This window comes from Vibrio sp. KMM 9700, assembly GCF_058545285.1.
Window position 1 is genome coordinate 2,105,851 of record NZ_CM178589.1, and the last position, 18,021, is coordinate 2,123,871.

The following is an 18,021-nucleotide window of genomic DNA, read 5'->3' on the forward strand; positions in this document are numbered from 1 at the left end:
AAAATTCAATTTATAGCAATATTTATTTTTATTTATTGCAGATAATCATAAGGCTTTATGTTTAACATTTTGTTAATGAAAGATGATGCGACCGACTTCAAATTATGCTTAAATAGTACAACGCTAAACTCTATCTTGAACCTTTGGATGCAAGACTTTTTAAATGGAATCTTTTTGTGATAAATAATAAAAAAATCATCTCTTTGGCGATGCTTATTGTGAGTGCTGGATTATCAGCTTGTTCAAGCAATCCTGAAGTCACGCCGGGAACTATCCCGACAGTGCCAACGACGGCAACAGGTCCAATGGGGCAGCAATATTTAGATGTTGGTAAGTTTGACGTGAACTCTCCAGCGCAATTACAAACAGTCGGTACTGTCTATTCAAAAGCAGATCGTAATTTTGATACCTTTGATGCGCAAGCCAAAGAAGTTGAGTACGGGTCTTCAAGACTGCGTGGGCAATATCAAAACCTTTATAATAAGATTCGCTATTGGCAAAAAGAAAGTGGCGATCCTGCCAAGCTACAAGAATTTGGCATTCAAACTCAGCAAGTCGTGGGTGCGGATAAAGAAGGTAACGTTTTATATACAGGCTATTTCTCACCTGTGATTGAAATGCGCCACAAGCCAGATCGTAAATTTAAATACCCAGTCTACCGTAAGCCTTATTGCGCGGGTCGAGGCGGGTGCCCAACGCGTGCACAGATTTATGATGGAGCCTTGGCTGGTAAAGGTTTAGAGCTAGGCTATGCATCTAACTTAATTGACCCATTTTTGATGGAAGTTCAGGGCAGTGGCTTTGTGCACTTTGGGGATACTGACGAGCTAGATTATTTTGCTTATGCAGGTAAAAACGGTTATGGCTACACAAGTATTGGCCGTAAATTAGTGGAAGCTGGTGAAGTTGCCAAAGAAGACATCTCTTTAAAAGCAATTAAAGATTGGGTGGATTCACACAGCGAAGCGGAAGGTCGCCGCTTAATGGAAATGAACCGCTCTTATGTTTTCTTTGAAAATCAGGGTGATGCTAAAGTTAAAGGCGCGGCAGGTATTCCGCTTTTACCTATGGCAGCGGTTGCGGGTGACAAACGCTTCTTCCCAATGGGGACGCCAATTTTAGCCGAAGTGCCAATTTTGGATAAAAAAGGTAAGTGGACTGGCGAACATGAGCTGCGTCTATTGATTGTCTTGGATGTTGGCGGCGCGGTGAAACGTGGTCACTTTGACCTTTACTATGGTATGGGTGAGCAAGCAGGTATTGACTCTGGTCATTATCAGCACTTTGGCCGAGCTTGGAAGCTACATTAATTAGCATTTAAGCAAAACTAGAAATTTACCGAGAGGGGGCGTATTATACGTCCTCTTTTTTTATCTTCTTCTTTTTTCAAACAGGGCATTTTATGCGTGAGTTAACTTCTCCTCCATCTGAGCGTCACCAACAAAGTTTTGGTGGGATTGGCCGTTTGTATGGTCAAAATGAACTCGAGATCTTTCGCGCTGCACATGTGTGCGTGATAGGTATTGGTGGTGTCGGCTCTTGGGCGGTCGAAGCCTTGGCACGCTCTGGAATTGGAGAGTTGACTCTGATTGATTTAGATGATGTCTGCGTGACCAATATCAATCGTCAGATCCATGCCAATATTGAAACTGTTGGTGAAAGCAAGATTGAAGTCATGGCGCAACGTGTTGCTTTGATTAATCCTGATTGCAAAGTAAATCTAATTGATGACTTTATTACACCTGAAAATTTAGAAGAATATATCACGAGCGAATTTGATTATGTGCTCGATGCGATTGACAGCTTAAAGCCAAAAGCTGCGTTGCTGTCATTTTGTCGTAGCCGTAAGATCAAAGTGATCACAGTTGGCGGCGCCGGCGGTCAGGTCGATCCTACTCAAATTAAAGTGGCTGATCTAACGAAAACGATTCAAGATCCTTTGGCCAAGAAGCTCAAAGATAATTTGCGCCGCTTTTATAATTTCCCGAAAAATCCGCAACGTAAATTTGGTATTGAATGTGTGTTTTCAACCGAGCAACTAAAATACCCACAAGCAGATGGCTCTGTCTGTGGCGTGAAAGCAAGCGCTGATGGCGTAAAGCGTATGGATTGTTCAGCAGGTTTTGGCGCGGCTACTGTGGTCACGGCAAGTTTTGGTTTTATTGCGGTTGCAAAAATCCTTGAAAAGCTGATTTTAAAGCATAAGAAATAAGCGAAGTTGGCTATTCTGAATCTGATTTGGCGTACTTAAAACCTCCCCCAGCCCCTCCTTGAATGCTTCCAGATTTCAACGCTAACTTAGTGGCAAGGAGGGGAGTGATTCAGTGCAAGCTTTGAATCCAGAGCTAAAAAGTTATACTTGTTGTTTACCACTGATATAGATTTTCACTTACGCCAACCATAAGCAAGAAAGCTGATAAGTTCTTCCCCTTGCACGCAGAGTTAAAGGTGTGAGTAGGAGCGTTTCAAGGGGAATCACTGATGGGTATTTTCACTCATACCAACCATAAGCAAGAAAGCTGATAAGTCCTTCCCCTAGCACGCAGAGTTAAAGGTGTGAGTGGGATATATTCAAGGGGAAGCGGAGATGGGGTTCGTAAGAATATCTAATAGATTTGAAAATAAACCTCGAGATTAAAACCTCCCCCAACCCCTCCTTGAATGAGTCCAGATTTCAAGCCTAACTTGGTGGCAAGGAGGGAGTGATTCAGTGCAAGCTTTGAATTTAGAGCTAAAAAGTTATACTTGTTGTTTACCACTGATACAGATTTGCGCTCAGACCAACCATAAGCAAGAAAGCTGATAAGTTTTTTACTAATACGAAACATATCAATTAATTAAAAACGGAAAGCAAAATGTCCACATTGCCACAAAGCGCCAAGCAAGCTCTTGATAGCTTGAGCCAAATGCCAAATTGGGAAGATAAATATCGTCAGATCATCCTATGGGGCAAAGCGCTAGATAAAATGCCAGCAGAAAAACGTTTAGACTCAGCATTGGTGAGTGGTTGTGAAGCCCAAGTTTGGCTGTATGCCAATCAAGAAAATGCAGGAAACTGGCAGTTTGAGATAGATTCCAATACCCGAATCGTACGTGGGCTAATTGTTTTGGTATTAGCAGCCTTTCAAAATCAAACCAGTGAATATATCCAATCGTTTGATTTTGAAGGTTATTTTAATCAGCTAGGAATAGCAGAACAGCTAACCAGTTCAAGGGCAACTGGCCTTGCTGCAATTGTGGCGCAAATAAAACAACAGGCTTTAGTTGACTAGCTTAAAATTGCCAATGCTTTTTTTAGACCAAGCACAAACGTCTCGATATCTTGTTTAGTGTTATACAATGCAAGTGAGACACGTAATGTGCCCTCGATTTTAAGGGCATCCATAAATGGATGGGCACAATGATGCCCAGCGCGTACGGCGATCCCTTGTCTGTCTAGCATAGCGGCGATGTCATTGGGGTGGATTTCTTCACCATCTTCATCAACACAGATCAAACTTAAAACACTGCTATGTGTTTGTGGGAAGATAAGTTTTACCTCAGAAATAGCTTCAAGCTTTTGGCGCAAGTCTTGATAAAGCGTATCAATGTGCGCAGCTTGTGCGTCATAGCCAATTTGCATAAACCAATCAATTGCAGCGCTAAGGCCAACCACACCGCTAATATTTGGGGTGCCAGCTTCAAATTTTGCAGGGGCTTTGGCATAAGTGGTGCCTTCAAAGCTAACCTTTGCGACCATTTTGCCTCCACCTTGATAAGGCGGCATTGCTTCTAATAACTCAGGCTTGCCGTAAAGCACACCTATGCCTGATGGGCCATAAAGTTTGTGCGCAGAGAAGACATAAAAATCACAATCAAGCGCTGTCACATCAACCGCTTCGTGGACGACTCCTTGCGCACCATCGACAACACAAATAGCACCTGCTTTATGGGATTTTTCTATAATATTTTCAATCGGTTGGCGATAGCCTGTGACATTGGTGATATGTGCGCAAACAACTATTTTTACTCGCTTAGTTAAGAGACTTTCAAATGCACTCATATCCCAAGCCCCAGTCTCTAAGCGCATTGGCACTTTCACAACTTTTGCGCCAGTTTGCTCGGCAATCATCTGCCAAGGGACAATATTGGCGTGATGCTCTTGCTCACCAATAAGGATTTCATCACCTGCTTGTAAGTGTGAGCGGCCGTAGCTTTGCGCGATAAGATTCAAGCTCTCGGTTGCTCCACGGGTCCAAATAATGGACTGTTGAGATGGTGCATTTAAAAAATCTTGGACCTTTTCTCGCGCCGCTTCAAATTGATTGCTTGTCTGAGCGCTTACGCCATGATTACCTCTGTGCACATTGCCGTGTGGCGCTTGATAAATATCACGCATCGCATCTAAAACTGCTTGTGGTTTTTGGCTTGTTGCTGCGCTATCTAAATAAATGGGCGCATTATCTTGGCAAAGCGCAGGAAAATCAGATTTGTAATTTGGCATTGGCTTATCTTATAAGTGAAAAGGTAAACTAGAACTGATGGTAATTCAGGTTCGGCAAGGTCACCATAGGCTCTGCTATTTTCCAAGCATCTTCTTTGCCTACAAAGTGGGTAACGATCTCCATTGCAAACTCAAGCGCAGTGCCTGGTCCTTGGCTAGTGATAAGGTTGTGATTAACATCTTTGACCACACGTTTAACCCGATACATCTCACTTGGAATAAGGGAGACAAAATCAGGGTGGCAAGTCATTAAAGCATTTGGATAAAATCCATTTTCAGCTAAAACTATTGCTGGGCTTGCACAAATTGCGGCCATTAAGCGTGATTCATAGCTATGTTGACGCAGCATTTCAAGCAGCAGGGTATGGTTTGCAAAATGCTCTGCGCCCGGTTTTCCACCCGGAAGAGCAATCACATCAAAGGTTTTATCTGCCACATCGACTAATTTGCAATCTGCCACTAGACCTATATTACGCGAGCCCTTCATGACCAAAGCACCATCATCAGCCGTGCTTGCCGTGGTGACTTCAAAGCCTGCACGGATCAAAATATCAATAATAGTGATAGCTTCCATTTCTTCACTGCCCGGAGCAAGTGGCACTAGCGCGGTATATTTTGTTTGAGTCTGCATCCGATTGATTCCTTATTGTCCGAAGTTAGCTTCTAATGCTTTGATCTGCTTAATCAGTTCTTGATTATAAGGCACGGCAATTTTAGCTTGGTTCGCGCGTTTTACCAAGTAGCCATTAATAAAGTCTATCTCAGTAAAACGTTGATGCATGATATCTTGATGCATCGAAGAATAGTTTTGCGCAGTGGCTTGAATTACATCAAGAATCGTTTGAGTAAGGACTTGCTCACTTATATCAACCTTATAGTGGTTAAATACTTGGCTAAGCTCATGAATAATAATAGAAAGCTTATCTTGATGATGGCAAAGTTGGCCATTTTTACAATTTAATACAGCTGTCAAAGGGTTGATTGCGCAGTTAATGGCAAGTTTTCGCCAAAGTGCAAGCTCAATGTTTTCTTGCCATTGGGTGTGAGGGAGTACTTGCATCCAAGCTGGCACAATGTGGCTAGTTTTAAATGCGTGACCAATTAAAGTACTGCCTTGCCCTGTATATTTTACTTCTTGCGCGCTTTGTTTTAATGCGGCTTGAGTTGTGGTTCCCAAATAAACATCAAAGTTAGCAAGTGCTTGCTTGATGTTATCTAAAGCGCCCATCCCATTATGGATAAAGACGATAGGTGTTTGGGAGGGAATATATGTCAGCCAAGGCGTGATGGCATCTTTTACTTGCATCGCTTTGACGCACACTAAAATCAGGTCTGAATTTTGAATAAAATCAATATTGTTCGCAATGAACTCTAGCACAGGGTTATCATCAAGCTGTCTTTTTAGTTCGGTTTCTTGTTTGCGCGTAAGAAATTGAACTTGATGTGAATCTTGGGCGAGTGAGCAGCCAAAGAGAGAGCCAATTGCGCCAGCGCCGATGATTGATATTTTCATAATTTAACCTCATAAATTTGCTCTATGATATCAGCATATCTAAGCTTTGAGATCGATAGAAAACAAAAAACGCCACCCGAAGGCAGCGCTTTATGATTCTATCTACTTCGAGTTGAAGGATATTAGAACTTATATGTTACTGAGAAGTAGTGAGCAAAGCCTGTAGACTCTAGCTTACCTTCTGGTGTTGGGATGTAATCATCTTGGATGCCGTAAACGTCTTTATATGCTTTTAGACCGTAACCCACAGCAAAGCGCTCTGAGTGCCAGTAAAGACCGTTAAACATTACACCACCGTTGCTGCTTGTTGCATAACGGTCACGCATACCAAATTGGTAATCGATGTAACCTTGGTAAGAAAGGAATGAACCATTTTCAAAGGTGTAGAAAGGTTTGAACCAGTTGGTTGAGATTTGGTAACCGTTCCAGTCTTTATTGTTGATATCATATAGGCCATATACGTTTAGACCCATTTTGCCAAGCCAAGGAATCATAACGTCAGTACCTAGACCCCAGAATGAGTTGTTTACATTGCCATTGTCACCACTCCAGTTATAAAGAGTAGAGATGTAAAACTCATTGAAAGGACCGATGCTTAGATCTTTGCCTGTCATGCCGTCTAATGAAAAACGTGGTGCGAATTTCATAAACATTTTATCGCTAGTATCAGACTTATCGCTGTGATCACTACTTGCAAGGTTGAATACATCAACATAACCGTATAGATCGATAAACCCAGAGCGACCACCAAATTCCATTTCAAGATAGTCATGACCATCATGCTTTGCATTTTCAGCAAGAGGTTTCTCTTTTAGAGCATACATGTAGTTAAACTGAAGGAACTTATAATCATTCTTATGGATATCATCAGAATAATCAGCAGCGAAGCTTGGAGCCGCAGCAGTAAGAGCGGTCGCGAAAGTAGCAAGAGTCAAAGGTAGTGAGCGCATTTATTTTTCTCTAAAGGTTTTAATCAAAAGGAGATAACAAGAAAAAGAAATCGTTTGCTATTTTGGGAGCAAAGTCTCGTTTTCTGTTGAATTAATGGCGCGCATAATAGGGGATTTATGCTGCTTATGTAACCCCCCTTGGTGTTATTTTTGCCTTTTTTAGTTGATCTACATCACAAAAGTGTGGTTTTTGTGTGAGGTGATGGAACTTTTTATGAAATCAGCATGAACAAAACATGATTTTAGTGTGAAGTTGGTAGAAATAATATTTTTCAAATATGCAAAATGCAATCGTTTGCTTTTTGTGGTGAGAAGTTTAGGTTTTTAACTTAAAAAGATTATCAAACTGAAATAAAAAAGAGCAAGGTATCATGCGCCACCTTGCTCTTTATTAATAGTTTATTTAGCCCTTTAACTCTCTTGCTTTGAGGCTTTATCTAAAATATCTTTAAAATAAAAGCGCAGGCGATAGAGCATAATCAAACTCGGCACAACCATAAGCGCGGTGATAATAAAGAACCAAGGCCAACTATTTAATGCATCGGCAAGTTCGCCACTAAAGGAAGCAAGTGTGGTGCGCCCTAGGTTGCCTAGCGATGCTAGTAGAGCGTATTGGGTTGCCGAGAAAGCTTGTCCCGTTAAGACGGTTAAGAAGGACACAAAGGCGACGGTTGAAAAGGCTGTCGTAAAGTTATCGACTAAAATTGTCGCTAATAGCAGGTGCTCATCTGGGCCAACTGAGGCAATCCAAGCATACATCAGGTTAGAGCTTGCCATCGCCACACCACCAATCATCAAGCCTTTGACTATGCCAAAGCGTACGTTAAACATACTCCCGACAAAAGTGAAGAACATGGTCGCGCCCCAACCAATAAGCTTGGAGTAATCAGCAATTTGCTCATTGCTAAAGCCAACTTCTTTATAAAAGACAATCGACATGCGACCTAAGAAAGCTTCACCAATCTTAAACAAGAAGACAAAGAGTAAAAGCGTTAATGCAACCTTGGTGCCATTACGGCGGAAAAAGTCTAAGAAAGGCTCAACCACGGTAACAGATATCCAGCTAGCCACTTTTGAATCTAAAACTTTAGCATGACGTTTTTCAGCCTCGTGCTGCAACGCTTCACGCGCGGTTTTTGGCTCACCGACAAATAAAGTGAATAAAATCAATAATGCGCAGCAAGAGGTAAGGAGTAAATAAACCTGATTCCAGCCAAAGCTATCGGCGTAATTAAAGGCAAAGTAGCCAGGCAGTGAATAGCCAGTCCACCACCCAATCACTGCCATGGCAGAAGCTTGTGGCATTTTATGTGATTCGGCTTTTGAGAAACTATCAATTCGAAAGGCATCGATGGCGACATCTTGCGTGGCAGATGCGGTGGCGATCATCAAGGCGATCATACTCGCTAAAAGCAGTGAATGGCTCGGATCAAGTTTAGAAATCAAAAAGGTGCCAAGCAAAATCAGGCTCTGGCATATAATGATCCAACTGCGGCGTTGACCTAACTTTCGTGTGAGGAAAGGGATCGGCATGCGATCGACTAAAGGCGCCCATAAAAAGTTAATTGCATAAACGGTGAAAACGGCGCCAAAATAGCCAATGGTACTGCGATTGAGGCCAGCATCTGAAAGCCAACCTGTCATCGCTGAACCAATTAAGACCCAAGGAAAACCACTTGAGCAGCCTAGTAAAAACACCCAGAGTAGGCGTTTATCCATATAGCTTTGTATTGTTTGTTTCCATGTTAGGCTGGGCATTTTGGTTCCTTGAGGATTAACGCAAAACTCACTCTAAAGGGAAAGAGTGAGTTCATTGGTTTTACTTATATAGGCTAAGCAGCCAATTTTTTACTTCGTTTACACATTGATTCAAGAGTGATTGATTTATTCTTGAATGGTCACTTTATTGATGACGATGGTTTCCACTGGCACATCACGATACATGCCTTTCATTGTGGTTGGCTTAGTCGCCATTTCTTGAACCACGCTAAAGCCTTCTGTGACATGCCCAAACACAGCGTAACCTGGGTTGCTTGGGGTGTAGTCTAAAAAGCTATTGTCTTTAAAATTAATAAAGAACTGATTGGTTGCTGAATTTGGCGCAGAAGTGCGCGCCATAGCAACACTTGCGGTCACATTTTTAAGCCCGTTTGAAGCTTCATTTTTAATCGGCGCATTGGTTGGTACTTTGTTCATTTCTGGTGTAAAACCACCACCTTGCGCCATAAATCCTGGGATCACGCGGTGGAAAATTGTACCGTTATAAGTGCCTGCTTTGGCATAATCAATAAAGTTTTGCACAGTGATAGGCGCTTTTTCTGCGTCTAATGCAATTGTAAATTTGCCTATGTTTGTTTCAACAATCGCATCTGGCGCGGCCAATACTTGCGTGCTAAATAAACTTGCTGTGAGAAGCGCTGCTAGGGATGCTTTTTTTACCAAATGTTGCGACATTAAAATCTCTCCGCCATATATTGTTGTAGTTCTTGATCATCTGCAATTTCAGATAGTACACGTGTAGCGGCTTTGTTTAAAACGTCCTGGATATCCGAAAGAGTAGGATCAAAAGCACCAGATTGACTGACAAAGCCATTATAGGTTTTGACGAGTTTGCCTGTTGGTGATTGGGCGATGACTTGTAGCCCAACTTCGGCATCTATGGTGTAATCCACCTCGCCTTTGGTTACTTTCGCAAAGGTTTTTTGGATGACGATAGAAACAGTATTGTTGCTATCACGGGTAACGTGAAAACCTTGAGATAAAAATTGTTGAAAGAGTGCTGTTTCATAGGTTTTTTGCACAGCTTGCGAAGCATTTAGAGAAATATCTGGCGCATCTGATTCTGTAATTAAAGCAATTTTATCACTTGAACGCGCATCCTTACTCACTAAAGTAAAGCTTTTGCCGTTACCGATTTGTTCTGTCGCCGGTGTTGCGGTTGGCGTAAAATAAATTACGTTACTTGGCGTTATGGTGGCGCAAGCGGTTAAACTTGCCAAAACTAGCATCATCAATAACTTTTTCATCTAAATGTCCTTTTTATGTTTATTCTTGTTTTAGTTATATGTTTTTATAGCTTCAAAAATAACAAATTTATTATTTTGTGCAATAAGCGAAACTTGCTTTCCGAACAAACGTTTTAGTTTTTGATCATATTTAAGATGTTTATTGCCCACAACCAGAAGTTTTCCATTATCTTTTAGACACTTCTTGGCATCGCTAAACATTTGCCAAGCGATATGATCGGTAATCGTGTTCCCCTGATGGAATGGGGGGTTACACAAAATAAGATCAGCGCTTTGTTTGGCAAACCCATCTAATGCATTATTCGCAATAAATTGAAATTGCGCTAACTTTTCTTTTGAATGAGTCTTGTTTAAATTTTGATGAAGATTTTGTTTGGCAGATTCTACCGCCATAAAACTCTCATCTACACAAGTAAGGTTGGCTTGTGGATTTTGCCTTGCGGCATGAATCGACAGTACGCCATTGCCACAGCCTAAGTCAATAATCTCTTGCACACTCGGATCGCTTGGGATCTGTTCAAGCATAAAGCGTCCACCTAGATCGAGCTTTTCACCAGAATAAACGTTGGCAAGGTTAGTCAGCTGCATATTATAGTCATCAACCGACCATTTGGTTTCCGTTGCTTGATCTTTAAAAGATGCTTCTGATTCAGCAGTTTTGGCAAAAACCAGACGATGCTTTTTGACGGCAAGTGAGGTTTTAGGAGAGCCAAAATACTCTTCGACCAATTTTAGAGTTGAAGAGTGGATATCTTTAGCTTTATTGACGGCAATCAGTGGGGTGCCTTTAGGCAGCGAATGACGCAAGCAAGTTAGCTGATGACAAAGCATACGATTACTTTTAGGTAGTTGCATCAAAACTAGGTCAATATCTTGTGGGATATCTTCAAGGCTGGTCAGGAGGTTTATTTTAGGACATTGATTACGCTGCAAGTTTTTTAGACTAGCTTTGTGTGAGATAAAAGAATCGGTTTGCATCCACACTTGATGGTCAAATGAAAACCAAGCACTCAGCGCGCCAAAGTTGTCATTTAAAATTAAGATGTTTTTACCCGGCGCGAGATTTTCTTCACACAAGTGATTGATAATAAATTCATCGCCCGCATCCCATGCCTGCAAGGTTTCTTGTGGAAGCTTTGGAAAGCGTTCAAGCTTTAGTTTTTTATCAGCTATTTCTAAAATTGTTTTCATGGAGCTTATCTAGTTTAGGTTTATTACGACTTTACTCATGCTACCATGGATAAATCAATCTCAACTTAAAAAATCACATTTTCTATTCTTAAGCCTAAGTTTATTATCTTGGTATTGTGAATAAATAGGAAGTTATAATGAAAATTGCGCAACAAATTGAAGAAAAACTTACTCAATCTCTTCACCCAATTCACCTTGAAGTTTTAAATGAAAGCTATATGCATCATGTCCCAGAAGGCTCTGAAAGTCACTTTAAAGTTGTGATTGCGAGCAAGGAATTTGAAGGTAAGCGCCTGCTTATGCGCCATCGCAGTGTGAATCAAATTTTAGCTGATGAATTAGCCAATCATATTCATGCATTAGCGATTCATACTTATACCCCAGATGAATGGCAAGCCATGCAAAATTCTGTGCCAGATTCACCAAATTGTTTAGGTGGTAGCATCGGGGATACTGAATCTGTGATGCACAAAAAATAAGCGGGTGAAATCAGTTGTTTTTTTGCGCTAAAAGTGCGCATTATAGATGCTGTAAAAGAAAGCATCTCAATGAAAAAAGGCAATTTATCTGGTTTCATAATATTTTATGATAGCACGCAAGTTTGAACGAGATCTCACTCCATATTTACATGGAAAATTTTCTGAGATTTTCGAATCTGCATAGAAAGATTGCATAAAAAAGTGTTAGAATAGGCAACCCTAAGACTAGGTTGACTGTAAAATGAGCAATTTTGTTATTTTTTAGTCAGTGTAGTTTTAAGATGGATGTTTCGATTTTGATTGTCTGCATCTGCGATAAAACTCAAAGAATAACTAGTCGCGTCGTGCGGCTGCTAGGCAATTAAAAGAATCTTATTTCCTCAATAAAATAGTGCAAGTGCGTATGATTACAATAAAAAAGGGTTTGGACCTTCCGATTGCGGGTGCTCCAACTCAGGTGATTAATGATGGTAAAACCATCACCAAAGTCGCCTTGCTTGGCGAAGAGTACGTGGGTATGCGTCCAACAATGCATGTTCGCGTGAATGATGAAGTGAAAAAAGGTCAGATTCTTTTTGAAGACAAGAAGAACCCAGGCGTGAAGTACACTTCTCCAGCAAGCGGTAAAGTTATTGAAGTAAACCGTGGTGCAAAACGTGTGCTCCAATCTGTTGTGATTGAAGTATCAGGTGATGACCAAATTACTTTTGATAGCTATACAGCTGAACAGCTAGTGAGCCTTGATCGTGAAGCGATTATTTCTCAATTGGTTGAATCAGGTGTGTGGACTGCTTTGCGTACTCGTCCGTTTAGCAAGGTTCCGGCTATTGATTCAAAAACTTCGGCTATCTTTGTCACTGCGATGGATACCAACCCATTAGCAGCCGACGCTGAAGTGATTATTCATGATAAAGCTGAAGCATTTAAAGCTGGCCTAGATATTTTGTCTCGTCTCACTGAAGATAAAGTCTATGTATGTAAGAAGGGCACAAGCCTTCCTCGCTCAACGGCTCAAAATGTTGAAGAACATGTATTCGAAGGCCCGCACCCAGCAGGTCTTGCTGGCACGCATATGCATTTCTTATATCCAGTTTCTGCTGAGCACGTTGCTTGGACAATTGGTTATCAAGATGTGATTGCGTTCGGTGAATTCTTCCTTACAGGTCAAATTTACACAGATCGCGTTATTTCTTTAGCCGGTCCTGCTGTAAATTCGCCACGTCTTATCCGCACTCATATCGGCGCATCCATTGACGATATGGTTGAAGGTGAATTGCTTCCTGGTGAAGTACGTGTGATTTCTGGCTCTGTGCTACAAGGTACAGATGCAGCAGGTCCACATGCTTATCTTGGTCGTTATCACAATCAAGTTTCTGTCTTGCGTGAAGGTCGTGAAAAAGAGCTATTTGGTTGGGCTGTTCCAGGTAAAAACAAGTTCTCTGTAACGCGTTCTTTCCTAAGTCACTTATTTAAAGGCCAAGTCTTTAATATGACGACAACAACAAATGGTAGTGATCGCGCAATGGTGCCAATCGGTAACTATGAGCGTGTGATGCCACTTGATATGGAACCAACATTACTTCTTCGTGATTTATGTGCAGGGGACACTGACAGTGCTCAGCTTCTTGGCGCATTAGAACTCGATGAAGAAGATCTAGCTTTATGTACCTTTGTTTGTCCAGGTAAATATGATTACGGCGAAATGCTTCGCGAATGCCTAGACACTATTGAGAAGGAAGGGTAATTCATGGGCCTGAAGAAAATTATTGAAGATCTAGAGCCGCATTTTGAGCCTGGTGGAAAACACGAAAAATGGTTTGCGCTGTATGAAGCAGCTGCAACGCTTTTCTACACCCCAGGGACAGTGACCAAAGGTCGCTCTCATGTGCGTGATGCGAATGATCTAAAACGTATCATGATCATGGTATGGTTTGCGGTATTCCCAGCAATGTTCTGGGGTATGTATAACGCAGGTCACCAAGCGATTGTTGCGTTAAACCACATGTATCAAGGCGCAGAACTAACTGCGATCATTGATGGCAACTGGCATTATTGGCTAACCGAAATGCTTGGCGGCACCATTGGCGCTGAGTCTGGTTGGGGCAGCATGATGATGCTTGGGGCAACTTATTTCCTACCTATCTATGCGACAGTCTTTATTGTCGGTGGTTTCTGGGAAGTATTGTTCTGTATGGTGCGTAAGCATGAAGTGAACGAAGGTTTCTTTGTTACCTCTATCTTGTTTGCACTAATCGTTCCGCCAACATTACCGCTTTGGCAAGCAGCGCTAGGTATTACCTTTGGTGTTGTGGTTGCAAAAGAAATCTTTGGTGGTACAGGGCGTAACTTCTTAAACCCGGCACTTGCTGGTCGTGCTTTCCTATTCTTTGCTTATCCTGCGCAAATCTCAGGTGACTTAGTGTGGACAGCAGCAGATGGTTTCTCTGGTGCAACAGCGCTTAGCCAATGGGCTCACAGTGGTCCTGGCGCAGTCGTGAACAACGTAACAGGTGAAGCAATCACTTGGATGGACGCTTTCCTAGGTAACATCCCAGGTTCTATCGGTGAAGTATCAACCTTGATGCTTATCCTTGGCGGCCTAATGATTGTTTACATGCGTATTGCTTCATGGCGCATCATTGCTGGTGTGATGATTGGTATGATTGCTTCTGCAACAGCCTTTAACCTCATCGGTAGTGATACTAACCCTATGTTTGCGATGCCTTGGCATTGGCACTTAGTTCTAGGCGGCTTTGCATTTGGTATGATCTTCATGGCAACAGATCCAGTATCGGCTTCATTTACCAATAAAGGTAAGTGGTGGTACGGTATTTTGATCGGTGCTATGTGTGTGATGATCCGTGTAGCGAACCCAGCATATCCTGAAGGTATGATGCTTGCGATCTTGTTCTCTAACTTGTTCGCACCACTATTTGATAATCTTGTAGTTGAAAGAAACATCAAGAGGAGAAAAGCTCGCTATGGCAAGTAATAACGATAGTATTAAAAAGACACTGTCTGTTGTCATTGGATTGAGCCTTGTATGTTCAATTGTTGTTTCAACAGCTGCGGTATCTTTAAAAGACAAACAAGTCTTTAACGCTAAGCTTGATAAGCAAAGTAACATTGTTTCAGTTGCTGGCTTTGAAGCCACAGACGCGCAAGAAATCACTAAAATTTATGGTGAGAATATTGAACCGCGTCTAGTTGACTTTGCAACCGGTGAATTCACAGGCACAACAGAAGAAGCGGCAAGCTTTGACCAACGTGTGGCTGCGAAAGATCCTGCGCAATCAACTAAGCTTCCAGCTGATCAAGATCCGGCGAAAATCATCAACCGTTCAAACAAGGGCCTTGTATACCTTGTGAAAGAAGACGGCGAGACAGTGAAATACATTCTGCCAATCCATGGTAATGGTCTTTGGTCTATGATGTATGCATTTATTGCGGTTGAAACGGACGGTAATACACTTGATGGCATCACTTACTACGAGCAAGGTGAAACTCCTGGACTTGGTGGTGAAGTTGAGAACCCGAAATGGCGTGCTCAATTTGTTGGTAAAAAACTATTTGATGAGAATGGTAAGCCAGCAATTAAAGTCGTTAAAGGCGGCGCTCCTGAAGGGTCACAGTCAAGTGTTGACGGTTTATCTGGTGCAACATTGACCAGTAACGGTGTTCAACATTCGTTTGACTTTTGGCTAGGTGAGATGGGCTATGGTCCTTTCCTTGCTAAAGTTCGTAATGGAGAGATCAAATAATGGCTAGCGCAAAAGAGATCAAAAAAAGTATCTTAGCGCCGGTTCTAGATAACAACCCGATTGCACTGCAAATCTTGGGTGTGTGTTCTGCTTTGGCGGTAACCACTAAGCTAGAAACTGCGTTCGTGATGACTTTAGCGGTAATGTTTGTAACAGCATTATCAAACTTTTTCGTATCGCTTATTCGTAACCACATTCCAGGCAGTGTGCGTATTATTGTGCAAATGGCAATTATCGCATCACTTGTAATCGTGGTTGACCAAATCTTGCGTGCTTATCTTTACGATGTATCAAAACAGCTTTCTGTTTTCGTTGGTTTGATTATTACCAACTGTATCGTAATGGGGCGTGCGGAAGCATTTGCGATGAAATCTGCGCCGATTCCGTCATTCATTGATGGTATTGGTAACGGTCTAGGTTACGGCTTTGTCCTAATCACTGTTGGTTTCTTCCGTGAATTACTAGGTAGCGGCAAACTATTCGGCATGCAAGTTCTTCCACTTGTTGCGGATGGTGGTTGGTATCAGCCAAATGGCTTGATGCTACTTGCGCCGTCTGCTTTCTTCCTGATTGGTTTCATGATTTGGGTTATCCGTATCTTTAAACCAGAACAAGTCGAAGCGAAGGAGTAAGCAAACCATGGAACATTATCTAAGTCTATTGGTTCGCTCGATTTTTATCGAGAATATGGCACTCGCTTTCTTCCTAGGTATGTGTACATTTTTGGCCGTATCAAAGAAAGTAAAAACTTCATTTGGTCTAGGCGTTGCAGTTATCGTGGTATTAACCATTGCGGTTCCTGTCAACAACTTAGTCTATAACTTAGTGCTTCGAGATGGCGCTATCATGCCGGGTGTGGATTTAAGCTTCCTTAACTTCATCACTTTCATCGGTGTTATCGCAGCTCTTGTACAAATCTTGGAAATGGTGCTTGATCGCTTCTTCCCACCTTTGTACAACGCATTAGGTATTTTCCTACCACTTATCACAGTTAACTGTGCGATCTTCGGTGGTGTATCTTTCATGGTTCAACGTGACTATAACTTTGCTGAATCAGTCGTTTACGGCTTTGGCTCTGGTGTTGGTTGGATGCTTGCGATTGTTGCCCTTGCGGGTATTCGCGAGAAAATGAAGTATGCAGACGTACCTCCAGGTCTTCGTGGTCTAGGGATTACATTTATTACTGTTGGTCTTATGGCGTTAGGCTTTATGTCTTTCTCTGGTGTTCAACTTTAGGGTAAACAACCCAAATTATAAGGATTAGTCAATGGACATTATTCTTCTTGGCGTCGTGATGTTTACTCTGATCGTACTCGCGTTAGTGCTTATCATCTTATTTGCTAAGTCTAAGCTTGTACCAACAGGTGACATTACGATCTCCGTTAATGGCGATCCAGAAAAAGCAATTACAACTGCGGCGGGTAGTAAACTACTTAGCGCACTTGCTAGCTCTGGTATTTTCGTATCTTCAGCTTGTGGTGGCGGTGGCTCTTGTGGTCAGTGCCGCGTGAAAGTGAAATCAGGTGGTGGTGATATTCTACCAACTGAGCTTGATCACATCACAAAAGGTGAAGCGCGTGAAGGTGAGCGTCTTGCTTGCCAAGTCAACGTTAAATCTGACATGGAAATCGAACTTCCAGAAGAAATCTTTGGTGTGAAAAAATGGGAATGTGAAGTTATCTCTAATGATAACAAAGCAACCTTCATCAAAGAATTGAAACTGCAAATTCCAGATGGTGAATCAGTTCCTTTCCGTGCTGGTGGTTATATTCAAATTGAAGCACCTGCTCACCACGTTAAATACTCTGAATTTGATGTTCCAGAGGAATACCGTGAAGACTGGGATAAATTCAACTTGTTCCGCTATGAGTCTAAAGTGAACGATGAAACTATTCGTGCTTACTCAATGGCAAACTACCCAGAAGAGCATGGCATTATCATGCTAAACGTGCGTATCGCAACGCCGCCACCAAGTAACCCTGACGTGCCACCAGGCATCATGTCATCTTATATCTGGTCACTAAAACCAGGTGATAAGTGTACAATTTCAGGTCCATTTGGTGAGTTCTTCGCAAAAGACACAGATGCTGAAATGGTATTTGTCGGTGGTGGTGCTGGTATGGCGCCAATGCGTTCACACATCTTCGATCAATTGAAGCGTCTGAAGTCTCAACGTAAGATGAGCTTCTGGTATGGTGCGCGTTCTGTTCGTGAAATGTTCTATGTTGAAGATTTTGATCAACTCGCAGCAGAAAACGACAACTTCGAATGGCACTGTGCGCTTTCTGATCCACTTCCTGAGGATAACTGGGAAGGTAAGACTGGCTTTATCCATAATGTACTTTATGAAAGCTATCTAAGAGATCACGAAGCACCAGAGGATTGTGAGTACTACATGTGTGGTCCTCCAATGATGAACGCAGCTGTGATCGGCATGTTGAAAGATCTTGGCGTTGAAGATGAAAACATCTTATTGGATGACTTCGGCGGCTAATATCCAATACTCGTCATAATTGAAGCGGCAACTGCGTTAGCTTTAATGATTAGCCCTAGTCACATATTCTTATATGCTCCTAGGGTCTAATAATTTCGCTGCCTTGTTGCATCATCAAGTATTT

At 42.0% G+C, this 18,021-nt stretch carries 18 protein-coding genes; 10 read left to right on the plus strand and 8 right to left on the minus strand.

The window, feature by feature from the left end:
- Window positions 1–209 precede the first annotated feature (209 nt).
- From mltA to AC2VOY_RS09400, 3 genes are all read left to right on the plus strand, one after another.
- The gene (gene mltA / locus AC2VOY_RS09390; RefSeq protein WP_491833066.1) at window positions 210–1,310 is read left to right on the plus strand and encodes a murein transglycosylase A; all 1,101 of its coding nucleotides are present in this window, start codon (window positions 210–212) and stop codon (window positions 1,308–1,310) included.
- A gap of 92 nt (window positions 1,311–1,402) precedes the next feature.
- Window positions 1,403–2,212 (plus strand): tRNA cyclic N6-threonylcarbamoyladenosine(37) synthase TcdA, encoded by an 810-nt coding sequence (gene tcdA, locus AC2VOY_RS09395; protein WP_491831072.1) that lies wholly within the window; start codon window positions 1,403–1,405, stop codon window positions 2,210–2,212.
- A gap of 643 nt (window positions 2,213–2,855) precedes the next feature.
- Window positions 2,856–3,272 (plus strand): SufE family protein, encoded by a 417-nt coding sequence (locus tag AC2VOY_RS09400; protein WP_491831073.1) that lies wholly within the window; start codon window positions 2,856–2,858, stop codon window positions 3,270–3,272.
- On the opposite strand, the gene AC2VOY_RS09405 is transcribed toward AC2VOY_RS09400, so the two are convergent.
- The 8 genes from AC2VOY_RS09405 to AC2VOY_RS09440 all read right to left on the minus strand — a co-directional run bounded on the left by AC2VOY_RS09405 (window position 3,269) and on the right by AC2VOY_RS09440 (window position 11,163).
- Window positions 3,269–4,483 (minus strand): aminotransferase class V-fold PLP-dependent enzyme, encoded by a 1,215-nt coding sequence (locus tag AC2VOY_RS09405; protein WP_491831074.1) that lies wholly within the window; start codon window positions 4,481–4,483, stop codon window positions 3,269–3,271. The genes AC2VOY_RS09400 and AC2VOY_RS09405 overlap by 4 nt on opposite strands.
- A 28-nt stretch (window positions 4,484–4,511) precedes the next feature.
- Window positions 4,512–5,114, minus strand: a complete 603-nt coding sequence (locus AC2VOY_RS09410; protein ID WP_491831075.1) for a DJ-1 family glyoxalase III — start codon at window positions 5,112–5,114, stop codon at window positions 4,512–4,514.
- A 12-nt stretch (window positions 5,115–5,126) separates the two neighbouring features.
- The gene (locus AC2VOY_RS09415) at window positions 5,127–5,996 is read right to left on the minus strand and encodes a ketopantoate reductase family protein (protein ID WP_491831077.1); all 870 of its coding nucleotides are present in this window, start codon (window positions 5,994–5,996) and stop codon (window positions 5,127–5,129) included.
- Window positions 5,997–6,118: 122 nt separating this feature from the next.
- The gene (locus AC2VOY_RS09420) at window positions 6,119–6,946 is read right to left on the minus strand and encodes a nucleoside-specific channel-forming Tsx family protein (RefSeq protein WP_491831078.1); all 828 of its coding nucleotides are present in this window, start codon (window positions 6,944–6,946) and stop codon (window positions 6,119–6,121) included.
- 411 nt (window positions 6,947–7,357) lie between these two features.
- Window positions 7,358–8,704 carry an AmpG family muropeptide MFS transporter gene (locus AC2VOY_RS09425; protein ID WP_491831079.1) on the minus strand — a complete coding sequence of 449 codons (1,347 nt, stop codon included), beginning with the start codon at window positions 8,702–8,704 and terminating at the stop codon, window positions 7,358–7,360.
- Window positions 8,705–8,830: 126 nt separating this feature from the next.
- Entirely contained in the window at window positions 8,831–9,400 is a 570-nt protein-coding gene (locus AC2VOY_RS09430; protein ID WP_491831080.1) for a peptidylprolyl isomerase, read from the minus strand.
- Window positions 9,400–9,972, minus strand: coding sequence for a YajG family lipoprotein (locus AC2VOY_RS09435; protein ID WP_491831081.1), 573 nt, complete (start codon window positions 9,970–9,972; stop codon window positions 9,400–9,402). Before AC2VOY_RS09435 ends, AC2VOY_RS09430 begins: the two co-directional genes overlap by 1 nt.
- A gap of 30 nt (window positions 9,973–10,002) precedes the next feature.
- Complete coding sequence (locus AC2VOY_RS09440) at window positions 10,003–11,163, minus strand: methyltransferase (protein ID WP_491831082.1); 1,161 nt, start codon at window positions 11,161–11,163, stop codon at window positions 10,003–10,005.
- A 137-nt stretch (window positions 11,164–11,300) separates the two neighbouring features.
- On the opposite strand from AC2VOY_RS09440, the gene bolA reads away from it, so the two are divergent.
- The 7 genes from bolA to nqrF all read left to right on the plus strand — a co-directional run bounded on the left by bolA (window position 11,301) and on the right by nqrF (window position 17,897).
- Window positions 11,301–11,642: a transcriptional regulator BolA gene (gene bolA / locus AC2VOY_RS09445; protein WP_491831084.1), complete on the plus strand. Its 342-nt coding sequence runs from the start codon at window positions 11,301–11,303 to the stop codon at window positions 11,640–11,642.
- A gap of 403 nt (window positions 11,643–12,045) precedes the next feature.
- Window positions 12,046–13,386: a Na(+)-translocating NADH-quinone reductase subunit A gene (locus tag AC2VOY_RS09450; protein WP_491831085.1), complete on the plus strand. Its 1,341-nt coding sequence runs from the start codon at window positions 12,046–12,048 to the stop codon at window positions 13,384–13,386.
- Window positions 13,387–13,389: 3 nt separating this feature from the next.
- On the plus strand, window positions 13,390–14,634 hold the full coding sequence (locus tag AC2VOY_RS09455) for an NADH:ubiquinone reductase (Na(+)-transporting) subunit B (RefSeq protein WP_491831086.1): 1,245 nt from the start codon (window positions 13,390–13,392) through the stop codon (window positions 14,632–14,634).
- Window positions 14,624–15,403: a Na(+)-translocating NADH-quinone reductase subunit C gene (locus AC2VOY_RS09460; protein WP_491831087.1), complete on the plus strand. Its 780-nt coding sequence runs from the start codon at window positions 14,624–14,626 to the stop codon at window positions 15,401–15,403. Before AC2VOY_RS09455 ends, AC2VOY_RS09460 begins: the two co-directional genes overlap by 11 nt.
- Entirely contained in the window at window positions 15,403–16,035 is a 633-nt protein-coding gene (locus AC2VOY_RS09465) for an NADH:ubiquinone reductase (Na(+)-transporting) subunit D (RefSeq protein WP_491831088.1), read from the plus strand. The genes AC2VOY_RS09460 and AC2VOY_RS09465 overlap by 1 nt, the downstream gene beginning before the upstream one ends.
- Window positions 16,036–16,042: 7 nt before the next feature.
- On the plus strand, window positions 16,043–16,639 hold the full coding sequence (gene nqrE / locus AC2VOY_RS09470) for an NADH:ubiquinone reductase (Na(+)-transporting) subunit E (protein ID WP_491831089.1): 597 nt from the start codon (window positions 16,043–16,045) through the stop codon (window positions 16,637–16,639).
- 31 nt (window positions 16,640–16,670) lie between these two features.
- Window positions 16,671–17,897 carry an NADH:ubiquinone reductase (Na(+)-transporting) subunit F gene (nqrF, locus tag AC2VOY_RS09475; RefSeq protein WP_491831090.1) on the plus strand — a complete coding sequence of 409 codons (1,227 nt, stop codon included), beginning with the start codon at window positions 16,671–16,673 and terminating at the stop codon, window positions 17,895–17,897.
- The last annotated feature ends 124 nt before the right edge of the window (window positions 17,898–18,021 follow it).

Bases quoted from the DNA above. Each gene is read 5' to 3' on its own strand.
- nqrF (WP_491831090.1), top strand. From the start codon at position 16,671: ATGGACATTATTCTTCTTGGCGTCGTGATGTTTACTCTGATCGTACTC.
- AC2VOY_RS09410 (WP_491831075.1), bottom strand. From the start codon at position 5,114: ATGCAGACTCAAACAAAATATACCGCGCTAGTGCCACTTGCTCCGGGC.
- AC2VOY_RS09435 (WP_491831081.1), bottom strand. From the start codon at position 9,972: ATGAAAAAGTTATTGATGATGCTAGTTTTGGCAAGTTTAACCGCTTGC.
- AC2VOY_RS09465 (WP_491831088.1), top strand. From the start codon at position 15,403: ATGGCTAGCGCAAAAGAGATCAAAAAAAGTATCTTAGCGCCGGTTCTA.
- AC2VOY_RS09405 (WP_491831074.1), bottom strand. From the start codon at position 4,483: ATGCCAAATTACAAATCTGATTTTCCTGCGCTTTGCCAAGATAATGCG.
- AC2VOY_RS09455 (WP_491831086.1), top strand. From the start codon at position 13,390: ATGGGCCTGAAGAAAATTATTGAAGATCTAGAGCCGCATTTTGAGCCT.
- tcdA (WP_491831072.1), top strand. From the start codon at position 1,403: ATGCGTGAGTTAACTTCTCCTCCATCTGAGCGTCACCAACAAAGTTTT.
- AC2VOY_RS09460 (WP_491831087.1), top strand. From the start codon at position 14,624: ATGGCAAGTAATAACGATAGTATTAAAAAGACACTGTCTGTTGTCATT.
- AC2VOY_RS09430 (WP_491831080.1), bottom strand. From the start codon at position 9,400: ATGTCGCAACATTTGGTAAAAAAAGCATCCCTAGCAGCGCTTCTCACA.
- AC2VOY_RS09440 (WP_491831082.1), bottom strand. From the start codon at position 11,163: ATGAAAACAATTTTAGAAATAGCTGATAAAAAACTAAAGCTTGAACGC.
- AC2VOY_RS09450 (WP_491831085.1), top strand. From the start codon at position 12,046: ATGATTACAATAAAAAAGGGTTTGGACCTTCCGATTGCGGGTGCTCCA.
- AC2VOY_RS09425 (WP_491831079.1), bottom strand. From the start codon at position 8,704: ATGCCCAGCCTAACATGGAAACAAACAATACAAAGCTATATGGATAAA.
- mltA (WP_491833066.1), top strand. From the start codon at position 210: ATGCTTATTGTGAGTGCTGGATTATCAGCTTGTTCAAGCAATCCTGAA.
- AC2VOY_RS09400 (WP_491831073.1), top strand. From the start codon at position 2,856: ATGTCCACATTGCCACAAAGCGCCAAGCAAGCTCTTGATAGCTTGAGC.
- bolA (WP_491831084.1), top strand. From the start codon at position 11,301: ATGAAAATTGCGCAACAAATTGAAGAAAAACTTACTCAATCTCTTCAC.
- AC2VOY_RS09415 (WP_491831077.1), bottom strand. From the start codon at position 5,996: ATGAAAATATCAATCATCGGCGCTGGCGCAATTGGCTCTCTCTTTGGC.
- AC2VOY_RS09420 (WP_491831078.1), bottom strand. From the start codon at position 6,946: ATGCGCTCACTACCTTTGACTCTTGCTACTTTCGCGACCGCTCTTACT.
- nqrE (WP_491831089.1), top strand. From the start codon at position 16,043: ATGGAACATTATCTAAGTCTATTGGTTCGCTCGATTTTTATCGAGAAT.